18 protein-coding genes are annotated in these 14,873 nt (G+C 56.3%); 9 read left to right on the top strand and 9 right to left on the bottom strand.

What is annotated here, in order from left to right:
• Positions 1-77: 77 nt before the first annotated feature.
• The 3 genes from accB to aat are packed head-to-tail and all read left to right on the top strand — an operon-like array spanning position 78 to position 2,615.
• Positions 78-575 carry an acetyl-CoA carboxylase biotin carboxyl carrier protein gene (gene accB, locus AVO44_RS12525; protein WP_068337481.1) on the top strand — a complete coding sequence of 166 codons (498 nt, stop codon included), beginning with the start codon at positions 78-80 and terminating at the stop codon, positions 573-575.
• A gap of 9 nt (positions 576-584) precedes the next feature.
• Entirely contained in the window at positions 585-1,934 is a 1,350-nt protein-coding gene (gene accC / locus AVO44_RS12530; protein WP_068337482.1) for an acetyl-CoA carboxylase biotin carboxylase subunit, read from the top strand.
• A gap of 48 nt (positions 1,935-1,982) precedes the next feature.
• On the top strand, positions 1,983-2,615 hold the full coding sequence (gene aat, locus AVO44_RS12535) for a leucyl/phenylalanyl-tRNA--protein transferase (protein WP_068337484.1): 633 nt from the start codon (positions 1,983-1,985) through the stop codon (positions 2,613-2,615).
• Here the strand turns inward: aat and AVO44_RS12540 are convergent.
• From AVO44_RS12540 to AVO44_RS12565, 6 genes are all read right to left on the bottom strand, one after another.
• Positions 2,570-2,938 carry a DUF2155 domain-containing protein gene (locus AVO44_RS12540; protein ID WP_068337486.1) on the bottom strand — a complete coding sequence of 123 codons (369 nt, stop codon included), beginning with the start codon at positions 2,936-2,938 and terminating at the stop codon, positions 2,570-2,572. The genes aat and AVO44_RS12540 overlap by 46 nt on opposite strands.
• On the bottom strand, positions 2,935-3,387 hold the full coding sequence (gene mlaD / locus AVO44_RS12545) for an outer membrane lipid asymmetry maintenance protein MlaD (RefSeq protein WP_068337488.1): 453 nt from the start codon (positions 3,385-3,387) through the stop codon (positions 2,935-2,937). Before mlaD ends, AVO44_RS12540 begins: the two co-directional genes overlap by 4 nt.
• 12 nt (positions 3,388-3,399) lie before the next feature.
• Positions 3,400-3,783 (bottom strand): NADH:ubiquinone oxidoreductase subunit NDUFA12, encoded by a 384-nt coding sequence (locus AVO44_RS12550; RefSeq protein ID WP_068337490.1) that lies wholly within the window; start codon positions 3,781-3,783, stop codon positions 3,400-3,402.
• An 82-nt stretch (positions 3,784-3,865) separates the two neighbouring features.
• Entirely contained in the window at positions 3,866-4,237 is a 372-nt protein-coding gene (locus AVO44_RS12555; RefSeq protein ID WP_068337492.1) for a Rid family hydrolase, read from the bottom strand.
• Between the two features lie 62 nt (positions 4,238-4,299).
• Positions 4,300-5,565 carry an ATP-dependent Clp protease ATP-binding subunit ClpX gene (gene clpX / locus AVO44_RS12560; RefSeq protein WP_068337494.1) on the bottom strand — a complete coding sequence of 422 codons (1,266 nt, stop codon included), beginning with the start codon at positions 5,563-5,565 and terminating at the stop codon, positions 4,300-4,302.
• A gap of 133 nt (positions 5,566-5,698) precedes the next feature.
• Positions 5,699-6,331 (bottom strand): ATP-dependent Clp protease proteolytic subunit, encoded by a 633-nt coding sequence (locus AVO44_RS12565; protein ID WP_068337496.1) that lies wholly within the window; start codon positions 6,329-6,331, stop codon positions 5,699-5,701.
• A gap of 311 nt (positions 6,332-6,642) precedes the next feature.
• Between AVO44_RS12565 and AVO44_RS12570 the strand changes: the two genes are divergently transcribed.
• Positions 6,643-6,978: an ArsR/SmtB family transcription factor gene (locus tag AVO44_RS12570; RefSeq protein ID WP_068337498.1), complete on the top strand. Its 336-nt coding sequence runs from the start codon at positions 6,643-6,645 to the stop codon at positions 6,976-6,978.
• Between the two features lie 168 nt (positions 6,979-7,146).
• On the top strand, positions 7,147-7,284 hold the full coding sequence (locus AVO44_RS20705; protein ID WP_082677497.1) for an entericidin A/B family lipoprotein: 138 nt from the start codon (positions 7,147-7,149) through the stop codon (positions 7,282-7,284).
• Positions 7,285-8,542: 1,258 nt separating this feature from the next.
• Here AVO44_RS20705 and AVO44_RS12575 read toward each other — a convergent pair.
• Together AVO44_RS12575 and lepA are read right to left on the bottom strand one after the other, a co-directional pair.
• A complete protein-coding gene (locus AVO44_RS12575; RefSeq protein ID WP_068337499.1) occupies positions 8,543-9,163 on the bottom strand; it encodes a hypothetical protein in 621 nt (206 codons plus the stop codon).
• A gap of 160 nt (positions 9,164-9,323) precedes the next feature.
• Complete coding sequence (lepA, locus tag AVO44_RS12580; RefSeq protein ID WP_068337501.1) at positions 9,324-11,123, bottom strand: translation elongation factor 4; 1,800 nt, start codon at positions 11,121-11,123, stop codon at positions 9,324-9,326.
• A gap of 162 nt (positions 11,124-11,285) precedes the next feature.
• Here lepA and AVO44_RS12585 point away from each other — a divergent pair, with 162 nt between their 5' ends.
• From AVO44_RS12585 to AVO44_RS12595, 3 genes are all read left to right on the top strand, one after another.
• On the top strand, positions 11,286-12,338 hold the full coding sequence (locus AVO44_RS12585; protein ID WP_068337503.1) for a Hint domain-containing protein: 1,053 nt from the start codon (positions 11,286-11,288) through the stop codon (positions 12,336-12,338).
• A 52-nt stretch (positions 12,339-12,390) separates the two neighbouring features.
• A complete protein-coding gene (locus AVO44_RS12590; RefSeq protein ID WP_068337868.1) occupies positions 12,391-12,702 on the top strand; it encodes a hypothetical protein in 312 nt (103 codons plus the stop codon).
• 66 nt (positions 12,703-12,768) lie between these two features.
• Positions 12,769-13,710 carry a LysR family transcriptional regulator gene (locus AVO44_RS12595; RefSeq protein WP_068337505.1) on the top strand — a complete coding sequence of 314 codons (942 nt, stop codon included), beginning with the start codon at positions 12,769-12,771 and terminating at the stop codon, positions 13,708-13,710.
• Here AVO44_RS12595 and AVO44_RS12600 read toward each other — a convergent pair.
• Complete coding sequence (locus AVO44_RS12600; protein WP_068337507.1) at positions 13,707-14,150, bottom strand: low molecular weight protein-tyrosine-phosphatase; 444 nt, start codon at positions 14,148-14,150, stop codon at positions 13,707-13,709. The genes AVO44_RS12595 and AVO44_RS12600 overlap by 4 nt on opposite strands.
• A 27-nt stretch (positions 14,151-14,177) precedes the next feature.
• On the opposite strand from AVO44_RS12600, the gene AVO44_RS12605 reads away from it, so the two are divergent.
• Positions 14,178-14,873, top strand: coding sequence for an NAD-dependent deacylase (locus AVO44_RS12605; protein WP_068337509.1), 696 nt, complete (start codon positions 14,178-14,180; stop codon positions 14,871-14,873).

A 14,873-nucleotide genomic window follows, 5' to 3' on the forward strand; every position in this document is an offset into this window, starting at 1 on the left:
CTTGGCTTATAACGCTGCGTAATCAGACCAAAGCCCGCAGGAACAGACGGGCCAAAGGGGAACCGTCGAGGACACTCATGACAGACACCAAACACGAAGCGGATGTGGCATTCATCAAGGCACTGGCAGAATTGCTGCGCGAAAATGACCTGACGGAATTGCAGGTCAAACGTGAATATGGCGAAGAAGACAGCCTGAACGTACGCGTCAGCCGATTGACCCAGGCCGCTGCCGCTCCGGTTCAGGTCGCCGTTCCGACCGCTGCACCTGCCGCACCCACTGGCGCCCCTGCTCCTGCCCCTGCCGATGCGCCCGCCGTTGTTGAAGACCCGGCAAACCATCCCGGCGCGGTGACGTCACCCATGGTTGGTACCGTTTACATGCAACCCGAACCGGGCGCGCCCGCGTTCATCTCGGTCGGCGCATCTGTATCCGAAGGCGACACGCTGTTGATCGTCGAAGCGATGAAGACCATGAACCACATCCACGCACCCAAGGCGGGCACAATCAAACGCATTCTGGTCGGAGACGGCGATGCAGTGGAGTTCGGCTCCCCTCTGGTCATCATCGAGTAAGGCGGGCCCATGTTCGACAAGATCCTGATTGCCAACCGAGGCGAGATCGCCCTGCGCGTCATCCGCGCCGCGCGCGAGATGGGGATTAAGACGGTCGCCGTCCACTCCACCGCCGACAGCGACGCGATGCATGTGCGCATGGCAGACGAATCGGTGTGTATCGGCCCGGCCCCCAGCCCGCAAAGCTATCTTTCGGTACCTGCCATCATCTCGGCCTGTGAAATCACCGGCGCGCAGGCGATCCATCCGGGCTATGGCTTTCTGTCCGAAAATTCTGAGTTCGTTCAGATCGTCGAAGATCACGGCATCACCTTTATCGGCCCAACCGCCGAGCATATCCGCATCATGGGCGACAAGATCACCGCCAAGGACACGATGAAGGAACTGGGTGTTCCTTGCGTTCCCGGATCGGACGGTGGCGTGCCTGATTTGGAAGCTGCAAAAAAGATCGGTGAAGAGTTCGGCTATCCCGTCATCATCAAGGCCACTGCCGGCGGTGGTGGACGTGGTATGAAAGTCGCCCGCAGCGCCAATGAGATGGAAAGCGCCTTCCTGACCGCACGCGCCGAAGGCAAAGCCGCCTTTGGCAATGACGAGGTTTACATCGAGAAATACCTGACCACGCCGCGCCATATCGAGATTCAGGTCTTTGGCGACGGGAAGGGCAACGCGGTGCATCTGGGTGAGCGCGACTGTTCGCTGCAACGCCGCCACCAAAAGGTGTTCGAAGAAGCCCCCGGCCCCTGCATCACCCCCGAAGAACGCGCGAAGATCGGCAAGATTTGTGCCGATGCCGTAGCAAAAATCAACTATATCGGTGCGGGTACAATCGAGTTCCTGTATGAAAACGGCGAGTTTTATTTCATCGAAATGAACACGCGCCTGCAGGTGGAACACCCTGTAACCGAAGGCATTTTTGGCGTCGATCTGGTGCGCGAGCAAATCCTTGTCGCCGCCGGGGAAGAGATGTCGTTCAGCCAAGACGATCTGGAGATCAACGGCCACGCAATCGAGGTTCGGATCAACGCAGAGAAACTGCCGAACTTCTCCCCCTGCCCTGGCAAGATCACGGCTTACCATGCGCCCGGCGGCCTTGGGGTACGTATGGATTCGGCGCTGTATGACGGGTACTCGATCCCGCCCTATTACGATTCGCTGATCGCCAAGTTGATTGTTCAGGGCCGCGACAGGGCCGAGGCACTGGCACGGCTGGAACGCGCGCTGGGTGAACTGATCGTCGATGGCATTGACACCACCGTGCCTCTGTTTCACGCCCTGTTGCAGGATCCCGATATTCACAGCGGTGACTACAACATTCACTGGTTGGAGCACTGGCTTGAGGAAAATATGGCCCAGTAACATACCGGGGGCGAAGGACACCAATCCTTCGCCCCTTGAGCATTCCAGATGAGCCTTTCCCCGGACCTTTTACTGCACGGCTATTCCATCGGTATCTTCCCGATGGCCGAGCACCGCAACGCGGCCGAGCTTTTCTGGGTTGACCCCAAGTTTCGCGGCGTCTTTCCCTTGGATGGCTTTCACGTTTCCCGCAGTCTGGCGCGTCGCATTCGAAAATGCGGGTTCTCGGTAACGATCAACCAGGACTTCGCCGGAGTGGTCGATGGCTGTGCCGACCGTTCTGATACCTGGATCAATGCTGAACTGCGTGACCTATACCTGAAAATCCATCACTCAGGTCAGGCGCACTCGCTAGAGATTTGGGAGGGCGACCAATTGGTTGGCGGCGTTTTCGGCGTTACGCTGGGGGCAGCCTTTTTCGGCGAGAGCATGTTTTCCCGCCGAAAGGACGCTTCAAAGATCGCATTGGCTTATCTGGTGGATCGTCTGCGTCAAACCGGTTTTCGATTGTTCGATACTCAGTTCCTCACGGCGCACTTGGCGTCCCTTGGCGCGATCGAAATTCCGCGCTCGCAATACCGAAAGGAACTGGAAGAGGCGATTAACGCCAGCGCTGATTTCACGGCGCCACTAGCTCAATCAGCCGAGGGCGTTATACAACGTATGACCCAGACATCGTAACGGGCGTGATCCAGCGCGTTCAATGCCGGAGAGGTCGCGATCATCCACCCGTCAAACAGCTGATCCGACTTTCCTTTTTCCCATATCGTCAGATAGGCAAAGGCATCACCCGTCGGGTTTTCCGGCGGATAGCGACAATCTCCCAAAGCGACGTCCAGTCCAAAAACCTCTCCGCTTTGACCGCTTTGCATTTCGACATCCACGGTCTGGCCGCTGACCTTGTCCAGCCCTCGCAGAATCGCCCCGGGGCCGGACTGGACCTTTTGTTGTGCTGAAACAGTCGTCGCGGCCAACAGTGCAGCGCCAAGGGCAAAGTGTTTCATTCGCTGCCATCTCCGGCCACGAATTTGACCAAGAGCGAAATCAAGCTGACCGCGCCTTGCGTATCCGTAACCTGATCACCGGGTTCAAAGAAAAACGGCGAACCGCCGGGCATCACTTCGACAAAATTGCCACCGAGCAACCCTTCGGACGAAATTACAATGGCGCTATCGTCAGGCACCAGTATGCCATCCCGGATCGTGAACGTCGTGTCCGCACGGTAAGTGTCAGGGTTCAGATCTACCCCTGTCACCGTACCGATCTTGACACCGGCAAGCCGTACATCCGTACCAACGCTCACCCCTTCGAGTGAGCGAAACGAAGCCTCTAACTGGTAGCCCGTGGCGCTCTGCGACAGTCCGGTGGACTGGCTGGCATACACGCCAAACGCAACGGCAGAGGCCAATACGGCCCCACCGACCAATACTTCGGTTAAATTGTAAGTCGACATTGCTCGCCTCGTTTATTCCGGGCTCCAGGCCTCATAGTCTGTGCGTTCGACCGGGTCTTTGCGGCGCAGGGATCCGGCAGGCGTATAGGCCATCGCAGTGCCTGTCAGGTTTTCCTGATGCGGCTTTTCCCAGGTCTTGTGCTTTAGCGGCTTATCGGTCGGCGGCTCATCCCACGTCCGGTGCAACCAGCCATGCCAATCAGGATCGATCCGGCTGGCCTCGGCCTCACCGTTGAAAATCACCCAGCGTTTGCTGTCGTCGGCGTTGCGATAAAAGACGTTGCCCTCATTGTCCTCGCCGACTTTTTGGCCTTTACGCGCGGTGTAAATTTGCGTGCCCAAAGTGGCCCCATTCCACCAGGTCACGGCCCGCAATAATGTGTTCAAGATACCCATCGGCTGCCTCCGGCATTTCTATCACCGCAGATATGGACCAAAGGCACGCCAAGGTCCAGTGTCGCTAGGACCGCACTCACTATTACGGCAACGCAGCGGTCACTTCGATCTCAATACGGTCTTTAGGAGTAATTAAGTTGCATTCTGTCACAGTAGCGGCCGGGGGATTCGCGCCGAATGTTTCAACCAGTAGCGGCCAACACAGTTCAAACTCGCTCATGTCCGGAAGGTAATAGTTCACCCTGACGACATCTGCGAAACTTGCGCCAGCCTCGGCCAACGCTTTACCAATCGCATCAAGCGCTGACTGGCACTGACCAACGATGTCTTCCGGAATATCGTCACCCTGCGCGCAAGTTCCGGCCACAAAAACAAAGCCTTTTGCAACAACCGCACGGCAATAGCCGACTTTGGCCTCATACTCTCCGCCCGAAGATATGCGTTTGATCGTCATGTTGACCTCACAAGAAAAAGGCGCGGTCTTTGCCGCGCCATCTCTGATTTACTGTTAAGGACTTATCCCGCCGAGGCCGACTCCGCTGCATCCGCGTAAATGATCAACGGCTGCTTGTCGGACGACACTGCCTCTTCGTTGACCACAACTTCGGTCACATTCTTCATGCCAGGCAGTTCGAACATCGTATCCAACAGGATGTCTTCCAGGATCGAGCGTAGGCCACGCGCTCCGGTTTTGCGTTCGATGGCCTTCTTGGCGATCGACTTCAACGCATCATCCGTAAAGGCCAGCTCAACATCTTCCAGCTCAAACAACCGCTGGTATTGCTTAACCAGGGCATTTTTAGGTTTGGTCAGGATCGTGACAAGCGCATCTTCGTCCAAATCTTCAAGCGTTGCCAACACCGGCAGACGACCGACGAATTCAGGGATCAATCCGAATTTCAACAGGTCTTCAGGCTCCAGATCCTGGAAGATCTCGCCTACGCCGCGCTCGTCATTGTCACGCACATCAGCACCAAAGCCCATCGCCGAGCCTTTGCCACGCTGCGCGATAATCTTGTCAAGCCCGGCAAACGCTCCACCACAGATGAACAGGATGTTGGTGGTGTCCACTTGCAGAAATTCTTGCTGCGGATGCTTACGCCCACCTTGCGGCGGTACGCTGGCCACGGTGCCCTCCATCAGCTTAAGCAGCGCCTGTTGCACACCCTCACCTGATACGTCGCGCGTGATCGAAGGATTTTCAGACTTGCGCGTGATCTTGTCGACCTCGTCGATATAGACGATACCGCGCTGCGCGCGCTCAACATTGTATTCGCTGGCCTGCAAAAGTTTGAGAATGATGTTCTCAACATCCTCACCCACATAGCCGGCTTCGGTCAGCGTCGTCGCGTCCGCCATGGTGAACGGAACATCCAAAATCCGCGCCAGCGTTTGTGCCAGCAGGGTCTTGCCGCACCCCGTCGGGCCGATCAGCAGGATGTTGGACTTTGCCAACTCGATATCGCTGCCCGCTTTCTGAGCATGATTGAGGCGCTTGTAATGGTTGTGAACGGCAACCGACAGAACGCGTTTGGCTGTGGCTTGACCGATTACGTAATCGTCCAAAACCTCGCATATGTCTTTTGGCGTCGGAACACCATCCGAGGATTTCAGCCCGCTGGCCTTGGTTTCCTCGCGGATGATATCCATGCATAGTTCGACGCATTCATCGCAGATAAACACGGTCGGTCCGGCAATCAGCTTGCGCACCTCATGCTGGCTCTTGCCGCAGAAGCTACAGTAGAGCGTGTTCTTGCCGTCACCGCCTGAATTCGTCGCCATGTTCTACCTTTCGGGCTTCTTCCCTGCGGCCGTCATCCGGCCGCGCTTATTGTCTTATGGTGCAGCTTAGGCCAGCACCGAGACGGCTACAATCTCAAAATGTTACCCGCGCTACCGACGCGCGGGTGTGAGTTCAGGAATCCTCGCCGTCCATTTTGGCGCGATTTTCGACGATCTCGTCAATATGACCCCAATCTTTCGCCTCTTCCGGGCTCATGAAATTGTCGCGATCCAGCGCCTTTTCAACCGCCTTTTTGGTCTGACCCGTGTGACGTACATAAATGTCGTAAAGGCGATCTTTCAGTTTCTGCGTCTCGGCCGCATGGATCATGATATCGCTGGCCTGACCCTGATATCCGCCGCTGGGCTGATGAACCATGATCCGGCTGTTAGGCAGAGAAAACCGCATCCCCTTCTCGCCACCGGCCAGCAAAACCGACCCCATCGACGCCGCCTGACCGATAACCAATGTCGAACATTTCGGCTTGATGTACTGCATTGTGTCGTAGATCGACAAACCGCTGGTCACAACACCACCGGGCGAGTTGATGTAGATCGAGATTTCCTTGCTGGGGTTTTCCGCCTCAAGATGCAAAAGCTGAGCGACCACCAGATGGCTCATCCCGTCGTGGATCGGACCATTGATGAAAATGATCCGCTCTTTCAAAAGGCGCGAGAAAATGTCGTAAGCGCGTTCGCCCCGGCTGGTCTGTTCGACCACCATGGGAACGAGCGTATTCATGTAGGTGTCAACTGGATCGAACATTATGAACCTGCCTGTTTGCTATGGATTGGGACACTACCCAAAAAAACGTTACCCGAGTCTTAGTGTCGCCATCGGGGGGCTGCAAGGGGGCCACGATACTTCATCCACTACCGCGGCGATACGACAGCAAAACAGGCGTTGGCGAGGACCCGGGTGAAAAAAGTTAATCACATATTAACACCTTCACATCACACCATTTTGATCCGTGCATGTAGAAATGCACAGACAGACTATATAGCTAGGGTTCTATTCAAAAGCACCGAAACCACTCACAAACTACCCCGCTCCTGGGGCAAACAAGGAAATAACCAATGGCCCTTACCCAAGTATCGCAGGATGCAACGCCCGAGGCTTTCGACAAGATGGTCGCCCACGCCGCCCACGCGGCAAATTTCCTGAAGGCCATCAGCCACGAGGGCCGGTTGATGATCCTGTGCCATCTGGTGTCGGGTGAAAAATCCGTGACCGAATTGGAAGAGCTGTTGTCAGCCCGACAGGCCGCCGTGTCGCAGCAACTGTCACGTTTGCGGCTTGAGGGGCTTGTTGTACCGCGACGGGAGGGCAAGGCAATTTACTATCGCCTTGCAGATGACCGCCCGCGCCGCTTGCTTGCACTCGTCTATGACCTATTCAATGGCGAGGAATAGCGCGCCTGTCATCTCTTGCGGCGCATTCCACTCGTTTTCTGCCAAATAACAGTTCAGTACCCGGTGTTTGTGCGACTTGCCGGGTTCAACAGAGGCTGCGCCGTATGGTCTGGTTCCGCGCTGGGAAAACTGTTACGCAGCATTCGACTGACACAAATGGAGACACCGATGATCCGTGCGATTCTGTTGGGGCTTGCCTTGTTTACCCTTACCGCCTGCGAAACGGCAAAAGGCGCTGGCAAAGATATTGAGAAAGCTGGCGACGCGATCCAGAATGCGGCCACGGACGTTCAGCAGAGCCTGTAGACCGCCCCCTACAATCTGTGACTCTATGGGCCTCGCGCCCAAGATGTAGTTGAAATCGACACCGATACACTGTAAGTACAGTCGTACAGGTGCATAGACGCGGTATTGCATTTCTGACACGTCGACGGGGTTCTTGTGGCATCACAAGAACCCCGTTCCCTTGTATACAAGGGATAGAGTGGTGCCCTGCTTGTTCTTCTAAGACGCGTAAAGGAAAAGGCGTCAGGTGCGCAGACGCGGTCCATGCATGTATCCTTGCGGACACTCCTGACGCCTTAGTGGATCGGTACGTCCGGGGGACGTTCCGAACCGATTGCCTCAGCCCCGGAAAGGGCCGAAACCACTGCCTAGCACCAAGCGGCACTTCGCAGCACGCGCCGGCCGTCTGAGAAGATGACCACCTGATCCGAAGGTAACTCCGACCCAGTCAATCACCCACCGGTAAGCCCCTGCTGTGAAAGGAAAAGTCCTAGAACTCTCTTTCACCGCTGCGACCCCCTGGCCTTTGCGCTCCGCTCAGGTTCCTGAGAACCGTTGCGATGGAATGACTGTTGCATTGGTCTGAGTGTCCGACAAGAAAATAGCACTGCAGCATGAAAATTTGACGGGGATAAGATGTTGATATCCGGCTGGAGAGCTTTGTGGATAACCCGGGAAATCTTGCTGCGGTGCAGCTTTACTGGTGGATAAGTCAATCTGGCCGAAAACTCCCGGTTTTCGAGTGTTTTCTGCAGGTGCGAAGGTCATCGGGCTGCTTGAGCATTCAAAACTGGGGGCATTCTTAGAGCCTCAGGCCCCATTTCCCTCGAATCACATTGCCAGCGACCGTCATTGGTGGCGCGTTGAGCATGCGGGGGAAGATCGGACGGCAGCGTTTCCGCAAGACAACACACAGCCCAGTTAAGGTGTCCGTTCTTGAGAAGCGCTCCGACCCGGCCGTGATTACCTATTACGCGCCGCGACCTACCGCAGCCAGTACCCCTACAGACCGGACGGGCCGGAAACGCTTCGGTTCACCTGTCGGACGGGCCAGTTCTGTAGGACAAGCCGATCCGCAGGCTACGTGAAACCTGTGACTACGAGATTGGGGTGGCTTGGGGAGACTGCAAGTTACGCTAGGGAAACTTCATGAATGGCCCATTGGATTGTTAGGTGGGTTGGGTGTTTTGGGGGAGACAATTCTTCGGTATTACAGGGACAGGTCAGCGCGGCCCGGCAGTGCCGCCGGTCGGGGGTTAACATTTAGAGTTTGAATGCTTCACTTGTGGGTTTCGGCTGAGAACTTCAAATGGGGCCACATCCCATAGATCCAAGCAAAAAATGCAGCCAACATGAACGCTGAATAGGTCAATGACCAGAATGCCCCACTAGTCTGCGCAGCTTCAAAAAAACCTCCACCATCTCCGACTTCTCGATACCAGAGCCTTGAAGCGGAAACTAAAGCGGAAAAAACAAAGTATACGGCCATCAGGATCAAAAAGCTTGAGTTCGCTACCTTTACTACCGAAGGCGTCAGATCGTTTGTAGCTCTCAAGTCCTTCAGGAAATGCTCCCAGCCCGCCACATTCTTAAATTGGTTTTCAATACGTTTTTCAATAAAACGCCCGGCTCTCGCGATGCCGTTAACCTCAATGACAAACAAAAATGACATTGCGACAACAACTAGCGGAACAATGTACAAAAATGTTCCTTCCATTACGCCAGTTATTTTCAAACCGGACACACTGGGTATTCCCAGTGCAGCACCAGCAACGATAAAGAAACGTCTCTGTTGCCGATCTAAGATTTCTTTACGTAGAGACCGGTACTGCTCTTCAAATACCACAATTTCATGGTCGCGGGTTTCAGTTAGCTTGAAGTGTCTATCGTATTCGCTCATTGGAAACGCCTAAATTGGTTGCGTTTCAATAACTTCTCATAGCACGCACATGCACTCAAGCATGCCCTTCAAACTAAATGTTTGTTGTCCGACTACCGTGTGGGCACGCAGTTGGCTGCGCCAACCGCTTTCGCCTACCCGCCGTAAAAATGGCCAGCTTTTAGCTGTCCATTTTTAAGGCGCTAATAAACGCCTCCTGAGGAATATCAACCTTCCCGAACTGACGCATCTTTTTCTTTCCCGCCTTCTGCTTGTCCAGCAGTTTACGTTTCCGTGTGGCGTCGCCTCCGTAGCATTTGGCGGTCACGTCCTTGCGCAGGGCCGAGAGGGTCTCGCGGGCGATGACCTTGCCTCCGATGGCGGCCTGGATCGGGATTTTGAACATATGGCGCGGGATCAGGTCTTTGAGTTTTTCGCACATCGCCCGGCCCCGCATCTCGGCCCGGTCGCGGTGGACCATGGTGGATAGCGCGTCGACGGGTTCGTCGTTGACAAGGATCGACATCTTGACCAGCGCGTCCTCACGGTACCCGGTCATCTGGTAGTCGAAGCTGGCATAACCCTTGGTCACCGATTTCAGGCGGTCGTAGAAGTCGAAGACGACCTCGTTAAGCGGCAGGTCATAGACGACCATGGCGCGTTGGCCCGCATAGGTCAGGTCCATCTGGATGCCGCGGCGGTCCTGACAAAGTTTCAGCACGTCGCCCAGGTATTCGTCGGGCACCAGAATGGTCGCCTTGATGCGCGGCTCCTCAAGGTGGTCGACCTTGCTGAGGTCCGGCATATCGGCGGGGTTGTGCAGCTCGATCATCTCACCGTCTTTCATGAAGACGTGGTAGATCACCGACGGCGCTGTGGTGATAAGCTCGATATCATATTCGCGTTCAATGCGGTCGCGGATGACCTCAAGGTGCAGCAGGCCGAGGAAGCCACAGCGGAAGCCAAAGCCCAGCGCGGCTGAGGTTTCCATTTCGTAAGAGAACGAAGCGTCGTTCAGCGCCAGCTTTTCGATCGCGTCGCGCAGGTCTTCGAATTCGGCTGAATCGACGGGGAAAAGGCCGCAGAACACCACCGGTTGCGCGGGTTTGAAGCCAGGCAAAGCCTTGTCAGTGCCGTTGCGGTCATTGGTGATGGTATCACCGACGCGGGTGTCGCGGACCTGTTTGATGGACGCTGTCAGAAACCCGATCTCACCGGGGCCAAGCGAGTCGACCATCTGCATCGCGGGACGGAAAACGCCGACGCGGTCGACATGGTGCAGGGTGCCGTTCGACATGAACTTGACCCGCATGCCCTTTTTCAACGTGCCGTCCATGATGCGAACCAGAACGATGACGCCGAGATAGGCGTCGTACCACGAATCCACCAGCATCGCCTTGAGCGGCGCGTCCAGATTGCCCTGCGGTGCAGGCAGTTTCTGCACGATGGCCTCAAGTGTTTCGTGGATGCCCTGCCCCGTCTTGGCGGAAACCTGAATGGCGTCGGTGGCGTCGATGCCGATCACATCCTCGATCTGTTCGGCGACACGGTCACAGTCAGACGCGGGCAAGTCGATCTTGTTCAGCACCGGCACGATCTCATGATCGGCGTCGATGGCCTGATACACGTTGGCCAACGTCTGCGCCTCGACCCCTTGGGTGGAGTCGACGACCAGCAGTGAACCTTCCACCGCGCGCATGGAGCGGCTGACCTCATAGGCAAAGTCCACGTGGCCTGGAGTGTCGATCAGGTTCAGCACGTATTTTTCGCCGTTGTCGGCAGTGTAGTCGATGCGGACCGTGTTGGCCTTGATGGTAATGCCGCGTTCACGCTCGATATCCATGCTGTCAAGCAGCTGTTCCTTCATGTCGCGATCCTGCACCGTCCCGGTCTCTTGTATGAGCCGGTCGGCAAGGGTGGATTTGCCATGGTCGATATGCGCGACGATGGAGAAATTACGGATATGAGCAAGGTCTGTCATGCAGTGGGATATGTCCGCAGAATGAGGCCCCGTCAAGCGGCGAAGCGCCACGTTCGTTTGCCATTTGCAACAGTTACACCTGTGCCGTTCACCTAAAATTGAGGTCAAGAGGTGATTTTGCTAGCAAGAGACTAAAATACCAATTCAAGAGCAGTTTAGTTTATGGCGAGATATTCCATTTTCATACTGGGAGAAAGCCAACTCTCGGTCTCGGTTCCACAGGGGCTCGACGGTCTCAATCAGGGGACCGGGGTTCATCTGATTGGTGAAACAATCACGATCGACTCGCGGTCTGCGACCGAGGTTTTTATCAGAGATAACGGCAGCGATAATAGATTTGCCGACAATGACGGGAACCAACGTCTGGACGGTGATCAGACGATCGACGGCGTTCTGTTCAACGATGGCACCCGGGTCGAGGCCGAATATGGCATCACGCTGACCGATGGTACCAACACATGGCAGGCCGTGGCGTTCAACGTAAACAACTCGAACCTGTCCTACGCAACCGTCGAAGGCATCGCATTTATCGGCGGCCCCGGCGATTTCCCACCAGCCGGCGTGAAGCTGACTGTGGTCGATACGCAGGAAGGGCCAAGTTTCCAAGCAGCCGATTACGTCACACCGATCTGCTATGACCGCGGCACGTGGATTCGCACTGATCAAGGCCAGATCCGCATAGAAAAATTGAAACCGGGCGATAAGGTCTGGACGCAAGACAGTGGGTATGTCCCCGTGCGGTGGGTCGGAATGCAAAATGTGATCGCGACCGGGCGGTTCAAAATGGTCGAAATCCCCTGTGGAACGCTGTCAAATTTTGCCCCCCTGCTGGTGTCGCAGCAACATAGGTTGTTGATCACACACGCCATGGCCGAATTGCATTTCGGTTCGTCAGAGGTGTTTGCCCCGGCCATCAGCTTTGTTGATGCTGGCGCTGCATGGCTGTCCGACAAGAAAACCGCGTGTTATCATCACCTTTTGCTGGACCAGCACGCTGTGATCCTTGCAAATGGCGCGGCGTCCGAAAGCCTTTTGTCTTCTCCGGCGTCCTGCGCTGCGAATCCGGACAGTTTGTTTTTCAGCGACCTTGCAGGCTTTGCCTCGGCAGCCACAAAAACGGCAAGATTAGCGCTTACAAGACGCGAAGCGGTATTTTTGATACGGGAGATCTTGGCCATTGAACAGGCACCCCGTTTGATTCATACTTCCGCCTAGACCGAGAGGGGCGCAAGACCCGTCCGGGTAGGCAAAACAACGAGGCATGAGCATGACAAAGTTCCTTCTGATCGCACTTTGTGCCACGTCTATCTTGGCTGTGGCGCCAAAATCCCTTGAGGCGGCGAATATTAAACGCGCTTGCCTTGCATCCGACCGGGCAGAGGCAACGCGCGACCGGTGCAATTGCATTCAGCGAGTGGCAGATCAGGCGCTGACGCGCAGTGATCAGAAAACCATCTCGAAATGGTTTCAGGACCCTCATCAGGCGCAAGAGTTAAAGATGTCGCGGACGGCGCGTGACGATGCGTTGTGGGATCGGTATCAGAACTTTGGCCAGATGGCGCAGGCGATCTGTAGCTGACCTATTCTGAAACCTTGACCTGACCCGCGCTGCACCCCAGAAAAGGCGCAGCGAAAGGGATATCTGATGGTTATGAAAGGGCTGACCCTGCGCGGGCTCGAAGTGTTCGAGGCCTTGGCGCGGACAGGCTCGGTTGCGCAGGCGGCCGAGATCACGGGGCTCAGCCAACCGTCAGTGTCGCAGCAACTGCGCAATCTGGAAAATGCTCTGGGCACCGATCTGGTCGATCATGGTCGGCGTCCGATGCGTTTGACCCAGGCCGGACGCAGCTTTCTTGCCCGGACCGAGGCGGTTCTGGCCGAGCTTCAAATGGCCCAGAGCGAGCTGACCTTGATGGATCTGGGGCATCTCACCACGCTGTCCATCGGGCTGATTGATGACTTCGACAACGACCTGACCCCACGGCTGGCCACGTTGTTGGCCGACAGCCTGACCCGGTCAAAGTTCAAGCTGATCACCCTGCCCAGCCTCGACCTATTCGATGAGCTTGAGGCACAGCGCCTGCATCTGGTGGTTTCGGCCCATTCCGGTGAGGTGCTCGAAGACGTGGTCGAATACCCGCTGGTGCAGGATCCATTTATTCTGGTAACGCCGAAAGGTGCAACAGATGCGGTACAGGAATTGCCGTTTCTGCGCTATGCCCGCGAACAGCTTATCAGCCGGCAGATTGAGGCCCACTTGGCTCGGCACAAGCTCAACTACGAGGAACGTTTCGAAATCGGCTCGCATCTGGCCCTGATGGCGATGGTGGCGCGTGGGCTGGGTTGGGCAATCACCACGCCGCTTGGCTACATGCGGGCAACACGGTTTCACGACGCGCTTGAGGCACACCCCGCCCCGTTCGGTGATTTCGCACGCACCATTTCCTTGTTTACGCGAAACGACTGGTCTGATCAGGTGCCACAGGATGTTGCCGGCATGATGCGCCGCTTGATGCGCAACCAGGTCGTTGATCCGGCGCTGGCACAACTGCCGTGGCTTGCGGATCGCCTCAGGGTAATGGGTTAGCGCCGAAGATACGCGTCAAGTCCCGCAACAGCGGCTTCGATCAAGTCCAAAGCGCCATCAAAGTCCCGCGTATAATAGGGGTCCGGCACATGATCCGTACCCAACTCTGGCGCAAAATCTGTAAGCAATCGCACAGGCGTTTCGTTTCCGGCAGGTCGCAATTCCTCGATATTCCTGATGTTATCTGCGTCCATTCCTATGATCAGATCAAAACTGTCAAAATCCTCGGCCACGAATTGCCGTGCCCGTAGGCCGCTGAGGTCAATTTCGCGTGCACGCGCTGCAGCCTGCATCGGCCCATAAGGCGGATCACCAATATGCCATCCCGAGGTCCCGGCACTGTCGGTGATGCAATGCGGCGCACGCGCGCGAAACGCGCCCTCGGCAGCAGGGGAACGGCAGATATTGCCCAAGCAGACAAAGAGGATACGGTGGGTCATGGGCAAGGGTTATCGCATGAGGCTAGGATGGAAAAGATCGTCATTTTGACCGGGGCCGGGATTTCCGCCGAAAGCGGATTAGGCACCTTTCGCGACGAAGGCGGGTTGTGGTCACAGCACCGGATTGAGGACGTCGCCACGCCCGAAGGGTTCGCACGCAACCCTGCCCTTGTCCATGAGTTTTACAACGCTCGCCGCATACAAGCCGCAAAGGCGCGGCCCAATGCAGCGCATGAGGCACTGGCGCGTCTTCAAAAGGATTTTCACGGCAAGGTCACACTCGTCACCCAGAATGTCGACAGCCTGCACGAAGCCGCCGGTGCGCAAGGCGTGATCCATATGCATGGTACACTCGCCGGTGCGCTCTGTGCGTCCTGCGGTCACCGATGGCCTGCTCCGCCCGAGATGATGGTAGGTGAGCCCTGCACAGCCTGCACCGCCCCTGCAGCCCGCCCCGATGTGGTCTGGTTTGGCGAGATGCCTTATTTCATGGATGAAATCTATGACCACCTTGCCGAAGCGACCCTATTTGCAGCCATTGGCACCTCAGGCCAGGTCTACCCCGCTGCCGCGTTCGTTTACGAAGCTCAAAGCTCCGGTGCCCGCACGGTGGAACTGAACCTTGACCCCTCGTCTGGCGCTTCCAGCTTTGACAATGTCATACTCGGTCCGGCAACGGAAACGGTCCCACGCTGGGTAGAGGGTCTGCTCAGCCGTAGATAA

Origin of the sequence: Ruegeria profundi (genome assembly GCF_001507545.1) — a bacterium.
GTDB lineage: Bacteria > Pseudomonadota > Alphaproteobacteria > Rhodobacterales > Rhodobacteraceae > Ruegeria > Ruegeria profundi.

Excerpts from the sequence above, each read along its gene's own strand:
- accB (WP_068337481.1), top strand. The coding sequence starts at position 78 with ATGACAGACACCAAACACGAAGCGGATGTGGCATTCATCAAGGCACTG.
- accC (WP_068337482.1), top strand. The coding sequence starts at position 585 with ATGTTCGACAAGATCCTGATTGCCAACCGAGGCGAGATCGCCCTGCGC.
- aat (WP_068337484.1), top strand. The coding sequence starts at position 1,983 with ATGAGCCTTTCCCCGGACCTTTTACTGCACGGCTATTCCATCGGTATC.
- AVO44_RS12540 (WP_068337486.1), bottom strand. The coding sequence starts at position 2,938 with ATGAAACACTTTGCCCTTGGCGCTGCACTGTTGGCCGCGACGACTGTT.
- mlaD (WP_068337488.1), bottom strand. The coding sequence starts at position 3,387 with ATGTCGACTTACAATTTAACCGAAGTATTGGTCGGTGGGGCCGTATTG.
- AVO44_RS12550 (WP_068337490.1), bottom strand. The coding sequence starts at position 3,783 with ATGGGTATCTTGAACACATTATTGCGGGCCGTGACCTGGTGGAATGGG.
- AVO44_RS12555 (WP_068337492.1), bottom strand. The coding sequence starts at position 4,237 with ATGACGATCAAACGCATATCTTCGGGCGGAGAGTATGAGGCCAAAGTC.
- clpX (WP_068337494.1), bottom strand. The coding sequence starts at position 5,565 with ATGGCGACGAATTCAGGCGGTGACGGCAAGAACACGCTCTACTGTAGC.
- AVO44_RS12565 (WP_068337496.1), bottom strand. The coding sequence starts at position 6,331 with ATGTTCGATCCAGTTGACACCTACATGAATACGCTCGTTCCCATGGTG.
- AVO44_RS12570 (WP_068337498.1), top strand. The coding sequence starts at position 6,643 with ATGGCCCTTACCCAAGTATCGCAGGATGCAACGCCCGAGGCTTTCGAC.
- AVO44_RS20705 (WP_082677497.1), top strand. The coding sequence starts at position 7,147 with ATGATCCGTGCGATTCTGTTGGGGCTTGCCTTGTTTACCCTTACCGCC.
- AVO44_RS12575 (WP_068337499.1), bottom strand. The coding sequence starts at position 9,163 with ATGAGCGAATACGATAGACACTTCAAGCTAACTGAAACCCGCGACCAT.
- lepA (WP_068337501.1), bottom strand. The coding sequence starts at position 11,123 with ATGACAGACCTTGCTCATATCCGTAATTTCTCCATCGTCGCGCATATC.
- AVO44_RS12585 (WP_068337503.1), top strand. The coding sequence starts at position 11,286 with ATGGCGAGATATTCCATTTTCATACTGGGAGAAAGCCAACTCTCGGTC.
- AVO44_RS12590 (WP_068337868.1), top strand. The coding sequence starts at position 12,391 with ATGACAAAGTTCCTTCTGATCGCACTTTGTGCCACGTCTATCTTGGCT.
- AVO44_RS12595 (WP_068337505.1), top strand. The coding sequence starts at position 12,769 with ATGGTTATGAAAGGGCTGACCCTGCGCGGGCTCGAAGTGTTCGAGGCC.
- AVO44_RS12600 (WP_068337507.1), bottom strand. The coding sequence starts at position 14,150 with ATGACCCACCGTATCCTCTTTGTCTGCTTGGGCAATATCTGCCGTTCC.
- AVO44_RS12605 (WP_068337509.1), top strand. The coding sequence starts at position 14,178 with ATGGAAAAGATCGTCATTTTGACCGGGGCCGGGATTTCCGCCGAAAGC.